Raw genomic sequence first — 14845 nt, 5'->3', positions numbered from 1 at the left:
CGTCAGGGCGTGTCCTGGGCCGCGCCCGCCGGAGTCCCGGCCTCGGCGAGCGTGCCCAGGAGCACCGAGTCCATGCCGGGGTTGCCGGCCCGCTCGATGCGCTCCCGGTGCTTCTCCAGCAGATTCAGGTTGGTGGCGACCGCCACCTTCGCGCTCTCGGAGAGGGCAGGGGCCTGGGCGGCCTCCTCTCCCATGGACTCGAGCTGCCGCTCCTCCTCCTCCAGCGCGGCCCGTTGCTCGGCGTCGAGCGTGCCGTCCTTCAGCTGCTCGCGCACCTGCTGGAGTGCCTCCTCGCGGACCGCCGCCGCCTCCTCCTGCTCCTGCTCCGTGATGCCCTCCAGCGTCGAGGCGTAGAGCGTCTGGGTGATGGCGTGGTACTCGCTCGGCGACATGCGGTGCTTCTTCAGGCCCTCGATGTAGGAGCCGTGCACCCGGGTGAGCTGCTCGGTCATCATCTCGGTGGCCTTCATCGCCGCGCCAAAGTCCGCCTGCTTCGAGTCCTGGTGCTCCTCCTGGAAGCCCTGGGACTGCTTCTCGAACTCGGCGAACGCCGGCAACACCGCCTCGCGCACCCCGAGGTAGTCGAGCACGCGCGCCTCCGAGAGCGCCAGCACCTCACCCTCGGCCGGCGCCGTGAAGGGATGTTGCCGCTCGAGCTGCGCCAGCTCCTGCCCCATCGCCTGCATCTTCTGCCCCGCCGCCATCATCGACGACATGGAGTCGCCCACCTGCCGCTTCAGCCACCACGCCCCCACTCCCACGCCGATGACCGCCAGCAGCACCAGCGAGCCACAGCCGATGCCCACTCCCACCAGGACCTTCTTGTTCATGCACTTCCCCCTCTTCCGGGTATGGAACCGCGGGGCCGGGTGGTAGCTCCTTCCGCTCTCCGAGGGCAACCCCCCACCGACGGTGCTAGCGTACGGGACGCCGAGTTGTCCGAGGAGGAGGCCCACGCCCATGGCGATGATCCAGTTCACCCGGAATTACACCGACCGCTCGAACGACAGCGGTTTCCAGTTCGAGTTCCACTGCGACAAGTGCGGCAACGGGCACATGTCCACCTTCATCACCAACAAGGTGGGTCTGGCCGCCAGCTTCCTGCGCGCCGCCGGCTCCATCTTCGGCGGCGCCGTGTCTCGCGCCGCCTACGCGGGCGACCATGTGAAGGATGCGTTACGCGGCAGCGCCTGGGATGATGCCTTCTCCGAGGCCGTCACCGAGGCCAAGACGCACTTCCAGCACTGCACCCGCTGTGGCAAGTGGGTCTGCCCCGAGGCCTGTTGGAACGAGTCCCGCGGGTTGTGTGAGGCGTGCGCGCCCAACATGGAGGAAGAGGCCGCGCATATCCAGGCCCGGGTCTCCGTGGAGCAGGCCTGGGACAAGGCTCGCAAGGTGGACCAGGTGGAGGGCCTGGACATGAAGGCCCAGCAGGCCGTGGTGGCGTGTCCCCACTGCCGGGCTCGTACCAAGGGCGGGAAGTTCTGCGCCGAGTGCGGCAAGCCCCTGGTCGCCAAGGCCGTTCATTGCACCCAGTGCGGTACGGAGCTGGCTGCCAAGGCCCGGTTTTGTGCCGAGTGCGGCACGCCTCGAGGCGGGTAAACGGGCGGGTGAACGGGGTGTAGACCCTCACCCCAGCCCTCTCCCAGAGGGAGAGGGGGCATAAATCGAGTTAGACCCTCTCCCTCTGGGAGAGGGGATGATGGTGGTGAAGAAGAGGGGACTTAGCGACGGCGGAGGATGGCGTGTGCCGGGGCCGCAGCTCCGAGACGCTCGGGCTCCGATTGGGGGCGCGGCGCTTCCGCTCGCTCCAGCGACCAGCCCGTCTTCAGCCCCACGATGAACCACGCCAGCAGCAGCGCCCCCACCGCGAAGAGCACGTCCCCCGGCACCCTCAGCCACCTCAGCGTGTCCATCAGCGGCGTCTGCAGGAACTCCGCGCTTCGCGCCCACCACGTCCCCTGCTCGATGGCCGCCTTCGTCTGCAACACCCCGATCGGCAGCAGCGACAGCACCACCATCAACACCAGCCCCGCGTTGATGCTCCAGAACGCCCACGCCAGCGGCCTCGTCTTCCACCTCGCCTCCGGCTGCATCATCCGCAGCGAGAAGAGCATCAGCGCGATCCCCAGCATCCCGTACACCCCGAACAGCGCCGTGTGTCCATGCAGCGGCGTCAGGTTCAGCCCCTGCATGTAGTAGAGCGCGATCGGCGGGTTGATCAGGAAGCCGAACAGCCCCGCTCCCACCAGGTTCCAGAACGCCACCCCGATGAAGAACAGGATGGGCCAGCGGTATTGCTGCATCCACCCCTGCAGTCGCGACAGCCGGATGTGACTCCACACCTCGCGGCCCACCAGCACCAGCGGCACCACCTCCAGCGCGCTGAACGTCGCCCCCAGCGCCATCGCCGCCGCCGGCGTCCCCGAGAAGTACAGGTGGTGGAACGTGCCGATGATTCCTCCCGCCAGGAAGAGCACCGTGGTGAAGAGCACCGCCGGTACCGCCGTGCGCGCCGACAGCACCCCCAGCCTGGTGAACAGGAACGTCATCACCACCGTGGCGAAGACCTCGAAGAAGCCCTCCACCCACAGGTGCACCACCCACCAGCGCCAGTACTCCACCATGCCCATGTGGCTGCGCTGCCCGTACATCAGCCCCGCTCCGTAGAAGGAGGCGATGGCCATCGACGAGATGACGAAGAGCACCAGCAGCGGCCGGCCCTCGGAGGGCTTCTTCAGCGCCGGCCACACCGACCGCGCCGTGAGGAACAGCCACACGAAGAGGCCCACGAAGAGGAAGATCTGCCAGAAGCGGCCCAGGTCCACGTACTCCCAGCCCTGGTGGCCGAACCAGTACCAGTAGTCCCCATTGCCCATGCGCTGTTGCACCGAGGCCCACTGTCCGAACAGCGCCCCCACTACGATGATGAGCAGGCACACGAAGAGGAAGTTCACCCCCGCCCGCTGATACTTCGGCTCCACGCCGCTCACCGCCGGGCCCACGAAGAGGCCCGTGGCCAGCCACGCCGTCGCTATCCAGAAGATGCCCAGCTGCGTGTGCCAGCTGCGCGTCACCGCGTACGGCAGGTACTTCGCCAACGGCACGCCGTAGAAGCCTGCTCCCTCCACCCCGAAGTGCGCCGTCACCCCGCCCAGCCCCACCTGCGCCAGGAAGAGCGCCACCACCACCAGGAAGTACTTGCCCGTGGCTCGCTGGCTCGGCGTGAGCTGGAGCCCGGAGAACGGATCCTTCTCGGGCGGCACAGGCTCCTCGTCCTCCTTCTTCCCGCTCAGGTACCACAGGAGCGCGCCCACCCCGGCCAGCAGCAGCACCACGGACGCCATGCTCCACAGCGTCACGCCCGCGGCGGGCTGGTTGCCCACCAGCGGCTCGTGCGGCCAGTTCTGCGTATAGGTGACGGTGTCGCCGGGCCGGGTCGTCGACGCCACCCAGCTCGTCCACCAGAAGAACGCCCCCAGGTCCTTCAGCTTCTCCGGGTTCGTGAGGGCGCCCTCGGGGATGGCATAGGCCGCGCGGCCCTTGGAGAAGACGTCCGCGTAGTGCGCGGCGTTGGCCCGCATCGCCTCGGCGCGCACCGGGGACAGCGTCACCGAGCCCGTCTGGGCGTCATACGTGTTGGTGCGCATCTGCGCGGTGAGCCGGGTGCGCAGCGCCGCCTGCCGCTCGGCCGGAGCCTCCGCATAGGAGGTGAGGCCCTCCTCGCGTGCCCAGGTGTCCAGCACGAAGGTGGCCTCGCGGTGCAGCCAGTCCGCGCTCCAGTCCGGCGCCACGTACGCCCCGTGGCCCCACACCGAGCCCACCTGCTGGCCTCCGATGGACTGCCACACGTTCTGCCCGCGCATGATGGACTCGCCCGTGAGCAGCACCGTGCCCTCGGGCGTCATCACCTTCTCGGGGATGGGCGGGAGCGTGCGCGAGATGCGCACTCCCTGGCCCCCCAGGACCAGGAAGGAGACGAGGACGACGGCGCCTAGGCCGAACCAGAGTTTGCGGTGTCGCATGACCGGGCTTCCTGAAAGGAGGGTGTCAGCAGGTTGGCGACTCCCAGAGCAAACCCCGTTCCAGGCTTCTCCCCTCGGGCTCGCACGCGCCGTGTGCGCAAGCGGTGCGTTCAGGGGGGCCGGCGCGCGCAAATCGTGCATCTCGAATACATGTTTCGAGGTGGGCGAGCGGGCGGGCGTGTCGCAGGAGGTTTGGTGTCCCGGATGGGCCACCTGGGCATTTGCCCGCGCAGGTGGGCCCGGATGGTTGGAGGCGTGTCAGGGATGCGCGTTGGCGATGCCGAGGTACTCGCCGAGCCGATGCTCGACCTCGAGGCCTTTCTCGGCGAACTGCTTACCAAGCCGCGCAAAGCTGGCCTGGAAGCCCGGTCCCGCCAGCGAGCGCGTGTACTCCGCATATGCCGTGGCGAAATCAGCGTCCGGAGGCAGTGACGCCCGGTTGACTTGAGCCTTGGCGGCAGCCACGACGGCCTTGTCGAAGGAAGCGACGCGGGTCGCGAGCCTTTCCACGAATCCATCGAGCTCGGCGTCGGGCAAGGTTCGCGTGACCCAGCCGTATCGCTCGGCAAGCTCAGCATCGTAGTCCTGGCTGGTGACAATCGCCTCGAGGCCGCGGTCACGCCCGATGAGGCGTGGCAGACGTTCGCTGCCACCACCACCTGGCAGGATGCCGGTGCCGACTTCCGGCTGCCCGAAGATGGCGTGCTCGCGGCTCGCGTAGCGCAAGTCGCACGCCAGAGCGAGCTCGTTGCCCCCTCCGCGCGTTCGTCCGCGGATCTTCGCGATGCTCAAGAAGGGTGCCTTCGAAAGGCGAATGACCAGGTCGACCCACATGGGGACGGAGTCTGGGCCTGGGATGAACGGAAACTTGTCGGCTTGCCGGAGATCGAAGTGATTGAAGAAGAATCCGCTGATGTTGCTCGTGAAGATGACAACCTGAACTCGAACGTCATTCTCGAGCTCATGGAGGAGCTCGTGCAGTCGTGTCACGGTCTCCGGCGCGATCACATTCACGGGCGGATTCGCGAAGGTGATGGTGGCGATCTTCGGCGTTGATTTTTCGAAAATGATGGTGCTTTTCTCGCTCATGTTGCGCTCCTGAGATTGCAGTCTGGCTAGCGACCGAGGAAGCGGTTCACGTCAGCGGCGAACTCTTCCGGATATTGGAACAAGAATGCGTGCCCAGCGTCCGGGTAGATTCGCAGCTGCGCATTCGGAAGATGCCTGGCCATCAGGTAGGAGTTGGCCGTTGGTACCATGATGTCGTTGTCCCCGTTGGCGACCAGCGTCGGCTGCTTGATCGCCGCGAGGCGCGAGAGCTTCGACGCGTCCGGGATACCCCAAGTCGAGATCGCGGTGATATGCGCGTTGGCGGTATCCCTGGTGACAGGGACGTCTCGATGGGTCTGCCGCAGGCGGAGGCGTTGGATGAACTCGCGGCCCTTCGCGCGACTCGACTCCGACTTCTCGAAGAAGATGGTCAGCATCGCCTCCGCGTCGATCGTCTCGCGGAGCGCAATCTCGAGCACTTCTGGCACGTACATGTGCATGCCCTCGCCGCCTTGGGGGCCCGTTCCGGCGAGAACCAGGCGGCGTACTTGATGCGGCCTCATCAATGCAAACTCCTGCGCCACGAAGCCACCGAGCGAAAAGCCCAGGATGTCAAAGCGCGCGAGCTTGAGCGCATCGACGAAGGCGATTGCGCCATGGGCCATCTCAGCGACCGTGTCAGGCGTCTTGCCGCTCGAGCCGGCGACGCCGACGTTGTCCATCAGGATGACCTCGCGCTCAGCAGCGAGCGCATCGACGAGCGCCGGGTCCCAGTTGTCGAGATTGGCGCGATAGTGAACGAAGCACACGAGCGGCGTCGCCGAGCCGTCGGTCTTGCCGAAGCGCCGATAGGCATACCTCACGCCGTTCGCCGCTTCGATGGTCAGGTTCGGAGCAGTCAGTTGCCCATTCTTCGTCGTCATATTTCGTGTCCTTTCAGCCCGTAAGCGTTGCGCGATACCAATGATGGATTTCCTCATCCCCTGGGGGCCGAGGGGGAGCGGAGATACAGCCCACGCGACAGGCCGTCTTTCACCGTCCTGGTGAGCTGATCGACGAGCACCTCGTCGGCCCCGGCCTCCACACCATCGAGCGCCAGTCGTGCGACCTCCTCGGCCGGCACCTTCGGCACGTCGAGCCCGCGCACCATATCCGTGTCGATATAGCCGACATGCACGGCGGTCACCTGGGTGCCTTGCGAGCCAAGCTCCGCACGCAGCCCATTGGTCAGCGCCCAGGCCGCGGCCTTCGAGGCGCCGTAGGTCGTCGAACCCGGCGGTGCCAACCAGCTGAGCACCGACAAGACGTTGAGGATCGCGCCGCCACCGTTCTTCGCGAGCACGGGAGCGAAGGCCTCGCTCACAGCGAGGAGTCCGAGGTAGTTCGTCTCGAGCTCTTCGCGTGCGGTCGCAACGATGCCTCCAGCGAGGAGCCCCCGCGCGCGGATGATGCCAGCGTTGTTCACGAGAAGCGTGACGTCGCCGAGCTCACGAGCCGCGGCCGCAATGGTGTCTGGCTTCGTGACGTCGAGAACCACCGGCACGACGCCGTCCATGGAGCTCGAGGCGGGGGTGCGAGCCGCTGCGTAGACCTTCTTGGCGCCGCGAGCGAGCAGCGCTTTCGTGAGGCTGAGACCGAGGCCGCGATTGGCGCCTGTGACGAGTGCGACGGATTGTCGGATGTTCATGAGCTCCTTTTTGCAAGGACCGAGGCGCTCCGGCCAGTGGCGGTAACGACAATGTTCGGTCTATCCTTGCCACATGTTCGTGCACATGGTCCTCGAGGGTGTGGCCGACAGCGCGCTCGGCGTGGGGCTCGACGTCGTCGGCACGGCGGCGGAGCTCATCGACGCCGGGCGCACGCTGTTGCATCCTGGGACGAGGGTGCTGCGCCAGCGTGTGGTGTCACTCGACGGCCGGTCGGTGCGTTCCGCCGCCGGGCGGACGGTCGCGGTGGACGGCGCGTTCAGCCTTCGCGGGCTCCGCAAGGGGGATGTCGTCGTCTTGCCGGGGATGTTCGCGGCCAGTGGGCGAACCGTCGATAAGTTGTTGGCCCGAAAGGACACACAACGCGCCGCGGACCTCCTCGCGAAGGCAGCTGCCAAGGGCGTGATGCTCGCCGCGTCGTGCTCGGCCACGTTCGTGCTTGCTGCGTCGGGCCTCCTCGAGGGGCGGACCGCGACGACGACGTGGTGGCTCGCCCCGCAGTTCGCTCGGATGTTTCCCAGGGTGTCGCTCTCGGCCGAGTCCATGGTGGTCGACGCCGGGGAAATCCTCACCGCCGGCTCCGCGCTGGCTCACGCGGATCTCATGCTCGCGCTCGTCGCACGGCTGACGGGGCCTTCCGTGGCGCATCTCGTGACGCGCTACCTCGTCCTCGACGAGCGGCCCTCCCAGGCCCGCTATATGGTGATGGAGCATCTCCGCGTGTCCGACCCCGGGCTGCGAGCGGTCGAACGTTTCATCGTGCAAAACATCGACCGTCAGCTGTCTCTCGACGAGCTCGCTCGCGTGGCCGCGGTGTCTCCACGGACGCTCGCTCGCCGAGTCCACGCGAGCCTCGGAATGACGCCGCACGCGCTCGTGCAACGCATCCGCGTGAGTCGCGCGGCACATCTGCTCGAGACGACGCACGCATCGGTCGACGAAATCGCCGCGCAGGTGGGCTACGCCGACGCCGCGGCTTTCCGCCGCGTCTTTCGTCGATTCGCGGGTGAGTCGCCTCGCCGACGACGTGGGCTGGCCGCCTGAGCTTGCCACCTCCCGGATTTATCGAGTGCTCTTGAGTCCCCGTGTTCGAGGGCTCATCATCCCGTTTCTCGGAGGCCCGGTGAACTCCGCCGCGCTGGTGCTGGTGCTGTCGTCCGCTTTCTTCCACGCGCTGTGGAACGCGCTCCTCAAGCGTCACGAGGACCCCGAATCCGCCGTGGTGGGCGTCATCGCCGTCACCGTGGGGTGCGGAGGGCTGTGGGCGCTCGGCCTGGAGGGCACGGCGTTCCCCACCCCATGGGCCCTGCTCTGGTCGCTGGTGGCCGGAGTGCTGGAGAGCGGCTACCTGGTCACGCTCGCGCGCTCGCTGCGCCGTGCGCCCCTGGGGCTCGCGTACACCGTGGCCCGCGGTGGCGCGCTGCTGCTCGTCTGGCCCGCGTCCGTGCTGTGGCTGGGCGAGCGTCTCACCCCGGCGTCCGTGGCGGGCGCCGCCGCCGTGGCCCTGGGCATGGCGGGGATGAACCTCGAGCGGCCTCGGGGCACGGTGGGCGAGGGCGTGCTCTGGGCCCTCGCGAGCGCCGCGTGCATCGCCGGGTTCAACCTCAGCTACAAGCGCGCCCTGGGCGAGGGGGTGCCGCCTCCGGCCCTGTTCACCCTGTCCCTCGGCGTGGCCCTTCCGCTGCTCGTCCTTCAGCGCCGCCGGGAGGAGGCGGGCTGGGGCGCATTGTTCCGCAAGGTGATGACCCGGCCCCTGCTGCTCGTGACCGCCGGGGTGCTCTGCACGCTGTCCTTCTCTCTGCTGCTCATGGCGCTCGTGCACGGTGGGACCGGGGCCGTGCTCACGTTGCGCAATACGTCCATCGCGTTCGCCCTGGGGCTCGGAGCGCTCCAGGGTGAACGGATGGGACGGCGTCAGCTCGTGGGGGCGGGCCTGGTGATGCTCGGGGCCGTGCTGCTCGGCTGGCCCCGGCCGTGAGCCCGTGACGGCTCAGTTGGCCGTCTTGCCGGTGAGCTGCTTGACGATGTTCAGCGCCTCGGTGACGTGGCGCGTGGCGTTGAGCTGCGAGTTGAAGACGTGCCGGACGGTGCCGTCGCGGTCGATGACGTACGTCACCCGCCCGGGCAGCAGCCCCAGCGTGCTCGGAACGCCGTACTGGCTCCGCACCTTGCCGCCCTCGTCGCTCACCAGGGTGAACGGCAGCCGGTACTTCGCCGCGAAGGCCTCGTGGGAGGCCGCCGATTGCGAGCTGATGCCCACCACCTCGGCTCCGGCGTCCTTGAAGGCCTCGTACGAGTCACGGAACGAGCACGCCTCCTTGGTGCAGCCCGGCGTATCGTCCTTCGGATAGAAGTAGAGCACCACCGCCGACTTCTGGAGCAGCTCCTTCAGGTTCGCGGGGGTACCGTCCTGCTTCGGCAACGTGAAATCGGGGGCCTTGTCACCAACTTTGATGCTCACGGGGGGGTTCCTGACGTTCGACGTTCGCGCCCTTGCTAATGCCGGACCCTCGACGTTTCAATACGGAATGAGGCGGTTGCCCGGCCTTGGATTCTCAGGCCCTGAGCGCCTCGAGCAACTGTCTGGCATAGGCTGGCAGCTCGGCGAATCGGCGTACGCAGAGGGTGAGCTGGCGGGTCGCCCAGGCATCCGTCAACCGGAGCCGCCGGAGCGCCATCGAGCGCTGACAGCGCTCGGCCGCGGTCTCTGGAATCACTCCAATGCCCACGTCGCGTTCGACCATCCGGCAGATCGCGTCGAAGCTGCGCAGGCGCACCCGGTAGCTCATCCGCCGTCCGGCGCGCGCCGCGTGCCCCGCCAGGTATTGTTGGAGCGCGCTGTCCTCGCTCAGTCCGATGAAGTCGTACTCGAGTGTCTCGGTGAAGCCGATGCTCCGCCGTGCCGCGAGGGGATGCGCTCGCGCCGTCACCAGCACCAGCCGGTCCATGCGGAAGGGAAAGGTCTCCAGCCCCGACAGGTCGACCGAGTCCGAGACGATGCCCATATCCGCCCGGCCCTCGGCGATCGCCTGGACGATCTCATGGCTCAGCCGCTCCTCCAGGGCGACGTCGACATGGGGATGCGTGGTCAGGAAGGTGCTCAGCGCCTCGGGGAGGAACTCCGTGAGGGCGGCGGTATTGCACTGCAGACGGACGTGACCCTTGAGTCCCCGGGCGTATTCGCCGAGCTCGTCCCGCATCCGCTCCATCTGCAGCAGGACGACACGTGCATGGTGGACCAGGGTCCGCCCCGCCTCCGTCGGTTGCACGCCCCGGCGCCCGCGCAGCAGCAGCGGCACACCGAGTGCCTCCTCCATGCCTCGCACGCGTGCGCTGGCGGAGGCCAGCGCCAGGTGCGACCGCTCGGCACCCCCCGTGATGCTCCCCGCTTCCACCACCTGGAGGAACAGTCGCAGGTCGGTCAGGTCGAAGCGCGACGTCGCTTCCATTCCGTCGGTCCTCCAGCCTTCGGGGGAGCCGAAGGCACACTCAGCTTATCCCGCATTGTCCGTCGAGGGCAGGGGGCGCAGGCTCGCCGCATGGAACACTTCCTCCTCTTGTTCGGTGCGGGCCTTCTCGCGGGAGCGATGAACGCGGCCGCGGGCGGCGGTTCCTTCATCACCCTGCCCGCGCTGGTCTTCGCCGGGGTGCCCCCCGTCCCGGCCAACGCGTCGAGCACCGTCGCGCTGTTCCCGGGCAGTCTCGCCAGTGCCTGGGTCTATCGCGAAGACCTCGGGGCCTTCGAGGGCGTCTCGATGCGCGCCATGCTCCTGGCGAGCCTGTCCGGTGGTCTCTCCGGTGCGCTGCTGTTGCTCGTCACACCCCGGACGGCCTTCGATGTCATCCTTCCCTGGCTGTTGTTGATGGGGACGCTGGCCTTCGCCTTCGGCCGGCGGGTGGGCGCGGTGCTTCGCCGGAGGTTCCACATCGGCCCGCGGACGCTCCTCTGTGGCCAGTTCCTGCTGGGGACCTACGGGGGGTACTTTGGAGGCGCCGTCGGCATCATGATGATGGCGGTCTGGAGCCTGGTGGGCCTCTCCGACATCAAGGCCATGAACGCGGCCAGGACGCTGTTGGTCGGGGCGACGAACTCCATCGCGGTCCTCTGTTTCGTCGCCGCCAACGCGGTCTGGTGGCCGCAGACCTGCGTCATGCTCGCCGCCTCGGTGGTGGGCGGCCATGCCGGCGCGCGTGTCACCCGGCGTCTTCCTTCGCATCTCCTCCGGGCTGGAATCACGATCTTCAACGTTGCGATGACCGCCGCCTTCTTCTTTCGGGCCGCTCATGTACTCTGACCGGCCATGCGCTCCGCACCCCTTCCCACCGATCTCCTCGGCCTCATCGGCAACACCCCCATGGTGAGAGTCACCCAGCTCGACACGGGCCCGTGCGAGCTCTTCCTCAAGCTCGAGAGCCACAACCCCGGCGGCTCCATCAAGGACCGCATCGGCCTGTCGATGATCTCCGCCGCGGAGCAGTCCGGCCTGCTCGGCCCCCACCAGAAGCACCTCGTCGAGGCCACCGCCGGCAACACCGGCCTGGGGCTCGCCCTCGTCGCCTCCCAGAAGGGCTACCGGCTCACGCTCGTCATCCCCGACAAGATGAGCCAGGAGAAGGTCCTCCACCTCAAGGCGCTCGGGGCCGAAATCATCATGACCCGCTCGGACGTGGAGAAGGGTCACCCCGACTACTACCAGGACATGGCCGAGCGCATCGCCCGAGAGCTGGGGGGCTTCTACGTCAACCAGTTCGCCAACCCCGCCAACCCGCTGGCCCACGAGACCACCACCGGCCCGGAGATCGCCGCCCAGCTCGGCAACCGGCTGGATGCCATGGTGTGCGGCGTCGGCTCCGGCGGCACCCTGGCCGGCCTGTCTCGCTACTTCGCCCGGGCCATCCCCGAGTGCGAGATGGTGCTCGCCGACCCCCAGGGCTCGGTGCTCGCGGACTACGTGAAGACGGGCACCATGGGCAAGGCGGGCTCCTGGGTCGTCGAGGGCATCGGCGAGGACTTCCTCCCCCCCAACGCGGACCTGTCCCGGGTGAAGAAGGCCTACTCCATCTCCGACGCGGAGAGCCTCGAGACGGCCCGCCTGCTGCTCAAGCAGGCGGGCATCCTCGCGGGCTCGTCCTCCGGCACGCTCATCGCCGCGGCCCTGCGCTACTGCCGCGAGCAGACCACGCCCAAGCGCGTGTGCACCTTCGTCTGCGACAGCGGCAACAAGTACCTGTCGAAGATGTTCAATGACTTCTGGATGGCGGACCAGGGCTTCCTGCCGCGCCAGCTCCATGGGGACCTGCGCGACGTCATCACCCGCCGCTACGCGGACCGGGCCGTGGTCACCCTGGCCCCCTCGGACACGATGCTCGTCGCCTACGCGCGGATGAAGCTCTACGAGGTCTCCCAGCTCCCCGTGCTGGAGGGGGGCAGGGTGGTGGGGATGATCGACGAGTCCGACCTGCTGCTCGCCGCCGTCGACGACGAGACGCGCCTGCGCCTGCCGGTGCGCGACGTCATGTCCACCCGGTTGCAGACCGTGGACGTGCGCACCCCCGTGCGCGAGCTGCTCCCGCTGCTCGACAAGGGCTTCGTGCCCATCGTCATGGACGGGGACGAGTTCATCGGCCTCATCACCCGCATCGACCTGCTCAACCACCTGCGCCGCAAGCTGCGCTGAGTGGTTGGGTTCCCCACTCCCCCGGGTTCATTCTCGGGGGGTGAGAAGTGTTTCCCGCAGGCATGGCATGATCCGGGGCGATGCCGCCAGCCGTCGCCCGCCCCCAGACAGCCCTGGCCCATTCGACGCTCCTGAAGATGGGGGTGTGGATCGCCGGGGTCATCGCCCTGGCCACACTCGTCAGCTACTTCCACCTGGTCAACTCCGTGCGCGACGAGGCGCTCGCACAGCTGGCGCGGTATGTCGAGGCGCGAGTCCCCCGCGAGCAGGCCCTCTTCGTACTGGCGGAGGACAACCACGCCCTCCTCAAGGCGTCCCTGGAGGAGCGCATCCGCGCCTGGGGCCAGGAGGATCCGACCGCCCACTTCGACAGCCTCTATGCCCGAATGCCCGATGGCGCCATCCGCTGCCGCCTGGAGCACTTCGACGGAACGAAGATGCCCGGCGGCATGGTCTCCGCGGGCTTCGAGCCCGACGCCGACCTCCTCCGCCGCTTCCTGGCCTCGTACGACGTGCTCGCCCAGCACGGGCCCGCGATGCACGTCCGCTTCGCCAATACCTTCATCTCCCTGCCGGAAGGGGCGGTCTCCGTCTACTGGCCCGAGTACCCCGACTGGTGCCGGAAGGTCGGTTCCAAGCTGTCGGTCGTCCAGTCGAAGTCCAAGGGCACCCCGTCGTCCAAGAGCAATGAGCTCTGGCTCAGCAGCCAGCGCGACAAGAACCCGGAGCGGCAGACGGTCTGGTCCAGCATCTACCGCGAGAAGGTCAGCAAGAACTGGATGGTCTCCGTCTCCACCCCGCTGGACATGGAGGGCCGCCTGGTGGCGACCATCGGCCACGATGTCCTGCTCACGGAGTTGATGGCCCGCACCGTCAACGACCACCTGCCCGACGCCTACAACATCATCTTCCGCGACGATGGTCTGCTCATCGCCCACCCCGAGCTGATGAAGGATGGCTCCTCCAATGCCCCCGACGTCCTGACCGCCACCGGGCAGCCCGATCCCTCCATCTCCCAGGAGCAGCGCGCCCACCTGAGGAGTACCTTCGAGCACGTGAAGGGACGCCAGCCCGGGCAGGTCATCGTCGAGGATCCGGAGTATGGCGAATACATCGCCGTGACACGGCTCAAGGGCCCCGGCTGGTACTTCGCCACCGTCCTCCCCCAGCACGCGGTGACCCGGCCCGCCCTCCGGGCCGCGCGCTATGTCCTCTTCGTCGGTGTCCTCTCGCTCGCCCTGGAGCTGGCCATCATGTACTGGGTGCTCAACGTCCAGCTCTCCCGCCCGCTGCTGGCCTTCACCCGCGCCGCGGATCAGGTGACGGCCGGTGACTTCACGGTTTCGCTGGATGTCTCACGCAAGGACGAGCTGGGGCGGCTCGCACACGCCTTTCAGGTGATGACCGAGGAGGTCCAGCGTCGCGAGGAAGCCCTGCGTCAGGCCAACGAGGGGCTGGAGCAGCGCGTGGAGGAGCGCACCCGCGAGCTGCAGGCGCTCCACCAGCAATTGGTGGGCGTGGCGCGGCAGGCCGGCATGGCGGAGATCGCCACCAACGTGCTGCACAACGTGGGCAATGTCCTCAACAGCGTCTTCACCTCGGCGACCCTGGCCAGGGAGCAGTTGAGCGGGATGAAGCTCGAGCACGTGGGCAGGGTAGGGGGACTGCTCGAGGAGAATCAGGCCTCCCTCGCGACCTTCCTCTCCCAGGACGAGCGCGGCTGCGTCGTCGCTCCCTTCCTGGTCCAGCTGGGGCAACACCTGACGGAGTCGCGGCAGGAAATCCTGTCGCTGCTCGACGACCTGGGCCGGTACACCGCGCACATCGGCACCATCGTCAAGGTCCAGCAGAACTACGCCAGCGCCCCCAAGCTTCATGAGCAGGTTCAGCTGGCGGAGCTGATCGAGGACGCCCTGCGCATCAACGTCGCCGCGCTCGGCCGCTCCGACATCCAGGTGGAACGGCATTTCGCTCCTCTGCCTCCGGTGACGACCGACAAGCACAAGGTGCTGATGATCCTCGTCAACCTGATCAGCAACGCCCGGTATGCGGTGGACTCCGTCCCCTCGGGCCACAGGCGCATGGTCCTGAGAATCGACGCTCCCGCGGAGGGCCGCCTCCGCATCTCGGTCCGCGATAACGGCGTGGGGATTCCACAGGAGATGCTCACATGCATCTTCCAGCATGGGTTTACGACTCGCGAGGGCGGGCACGGCTTTGGATTGCACGCCAGTGCGCTGGCCGCTCAGGAGCTGGGGGGATCCCTGGTGGCCGAGAGTGAGGGGCCCGGGCTCGGGGCCACGTTCATCCTGGAGTTGCCGTATCCGCCGTGAGGATGGGACGCCCGGGTAGACCCTCACCCCAGCCCTCTCCCAGAGGGAGAGGG

Annotated in this window: 13 protein-coding genes; 6 read left to right on the top strand and 7 right to left on the bottom strand. The window is 67.7% G+C overall.

The features are described 5' to 3' along the window. Positions 1-2: 2 nt before the first annotated feature. Positions 3-830: a hypothetical protein gene (locus tag JRI60_RS41675; protein WP_204221627.1), complete on the bottom strand. Its 828-nt coding sequence runs from the start codon at positions 828-830 to the stop codon at positions 3-5. A gap of 130 nt (positions 831-960) precedes the next feature. On the opposite strand from JRI60_RS41675, the gene JRI60_RS41670 reads away from it, so the two are divergent. Beyond that, positions 961-1602: a zinc ribbon domain-containing protein gene (locus JRI60_RS41670; protein ID WP_204221626.1), complete on the top strand. Its 642-nt coding sequence runs from the start codon at positions 961-963 to the stop codon at positions 1600-1602. A 122-nt stretch (positions 1603-1724) separates the two neighbouring features. On the opposite strand, the gene JRI60_RS41665 is transcribed toward JRI60_RS41670, so the two are convergent. The 4 genes from JRI60_RS41665 to JRI60_RS41650 all read right to left on the bottom strand — a co-directional run bounded on the left by JRI60_RS41665 (position 1725) and on the right by JRI60_RS41650 (position 6762). Further along, a complete protein-coding gene (locus tag JRI60_RS41665; RefSeq protein WP_204221625.1) occupies positions 1725-4025 on the bottom strand; it encodes a nitric-oxide reductase large subunit in 2301 nt (766 codons plus the stop codon). Between the two features lie 258 nt (positions 4026-4283). After that, the gene (locus JRI60_RS41660; protein WP_204221624.1) at positions 4284-5114 is read right to left on the bottom strand and encodes an enoyl-CoA hydratase/isomerase family protein; all 831 of its coding nucleotides are present in this window, start codon (positions 5112-5114) and stop codon (positions 4284-4286) included. A 26-nt stretch (positions 5115-5140) separates the two neighbouring features. Beyond that, positions 5141-5998: an alpha/beta fold hydrolase gene (locus tag JRI60_RS41655; protein WP_204221623.1), complete on the bottom strand. Its 858-nt coding sequence runs from the start codon at positions 5996-5998 to the stop codon at positions 5141-5143. Positions 5999-6051: 53 nt separating this feature from the next. Beyond that, positions 6052-6762, bottom strand: coding sequence for an SDR family oxidoreductase (locus JRI60_RS41650; RefSeq protein ID WP_204221622.1), 711 nt, complete (start codon positions 6760-6762; stop codon positions 6052-6054). A 73-nt stretch (positions 6763-6835) separates the two neighbouring features. On the opposite strand from JRI60_RS41650, the gene JRI60_RS41645 reads away from it, so the two are divergent. Continuing rightward, a complete protein-coding gene (locus tag JRI60_RS41645) occupies positions 6836-7825 on the top strand; it encodes a GlxA family transcriptional regulator (RefSeq protein WP_204221621.1) in 990 nt (329 codons plus the stop codon). A gap of 31 nt (positions 7826-7856) precedes the next feature. Next, positions 7857-8759, top strand: a complete 903-nt coding sequence (locus tag JRI60_RS41640; RefSeq protein ID WP_239470038.1) for a DMT family transporter — start codon at positions 7857-7859, stop codon at positions 8757-8759. 12 nt (positions 8760-8771) lie between these two features. Here JRI60_RS41640 and JRI60_RS41635 read toward each other — a convergent pair whose 3' ends face one another. Further along, positions 8772-9242: a peroxiredoxin gene (locus JRI60_RS41635; RefSeq protein ID WP_204221620.1), complete on the bottom strand. Its 471-nt coding sequence runs from the start codon at positions 9240-9242 to the stop codon at positions 8772-8774. A 94-nt stretch (positions 9243-9336) separates the two neighbouring features. Then, positions 9337-10230: a LysR family transcriptional regulator gene (locus tag JRI60_RS41630; protein ID WP_204221619.1), complete on the bottom strand. Its 894-nt coding sequence runs from the start codon at positions 10228-10230 to the stop codon at positions 9337-9339. Between the two features lie 90 nt (positions 10231-10320). On the opposite strand from JRI60_RS41630, the gene JRI60_RS41625 reads away from it, so the two are divergent. From JRI60_RS41625 to JRI60_RS41615, 3 genes are all read left to right on the top strand, one after another. Continuing rightward, a complete protein-coding gene (locus tag JRI60_RS41625) occupies positions 10321-11076 on the top strand; it encodes a sulfite exporter TauE/SafE family protein (protein ID WP_204221618.1) in 756 nt (251 codons plus the stop codon). A 6-nt stretch (positions 11077-11082) separates the two neighbouring features. Next, positions 11083-12459, top strand: a complete 1377-nt coding sequence (locus JRI60_RS41620) for a pyridoxal-phosphate dependent enzyme (protein ID WP_204221617.1) — start codon at positions 11083-11085, stop codon at positions 12457-12459. Positions 12460-12539: 80 nt separating this feature from the next. After that, positions 12540-14792: an ATP-binding protein gene (locus JRI60_RS41615; RefSeq protein ID WP_239470037.1), complete on the top strand. Its 2253-nt coding sequence runs from the start codon at positions 12540-12542 to the stop codon at positions 14790-14792. Positions 14793-14845 lie beyond the last annotated feature (53 nt).

This window comes from Archangium violaceum (assembly GCF_016887565.1).
GTDB lineage: Bacteria > Myxococcota > Myxococcia > Myxococcales > Myxococcaceae > Archangium > Archangium violaceum_B.
This window is presented reverse-complemented; position numbering and strand designations above follow the sequence as displayed.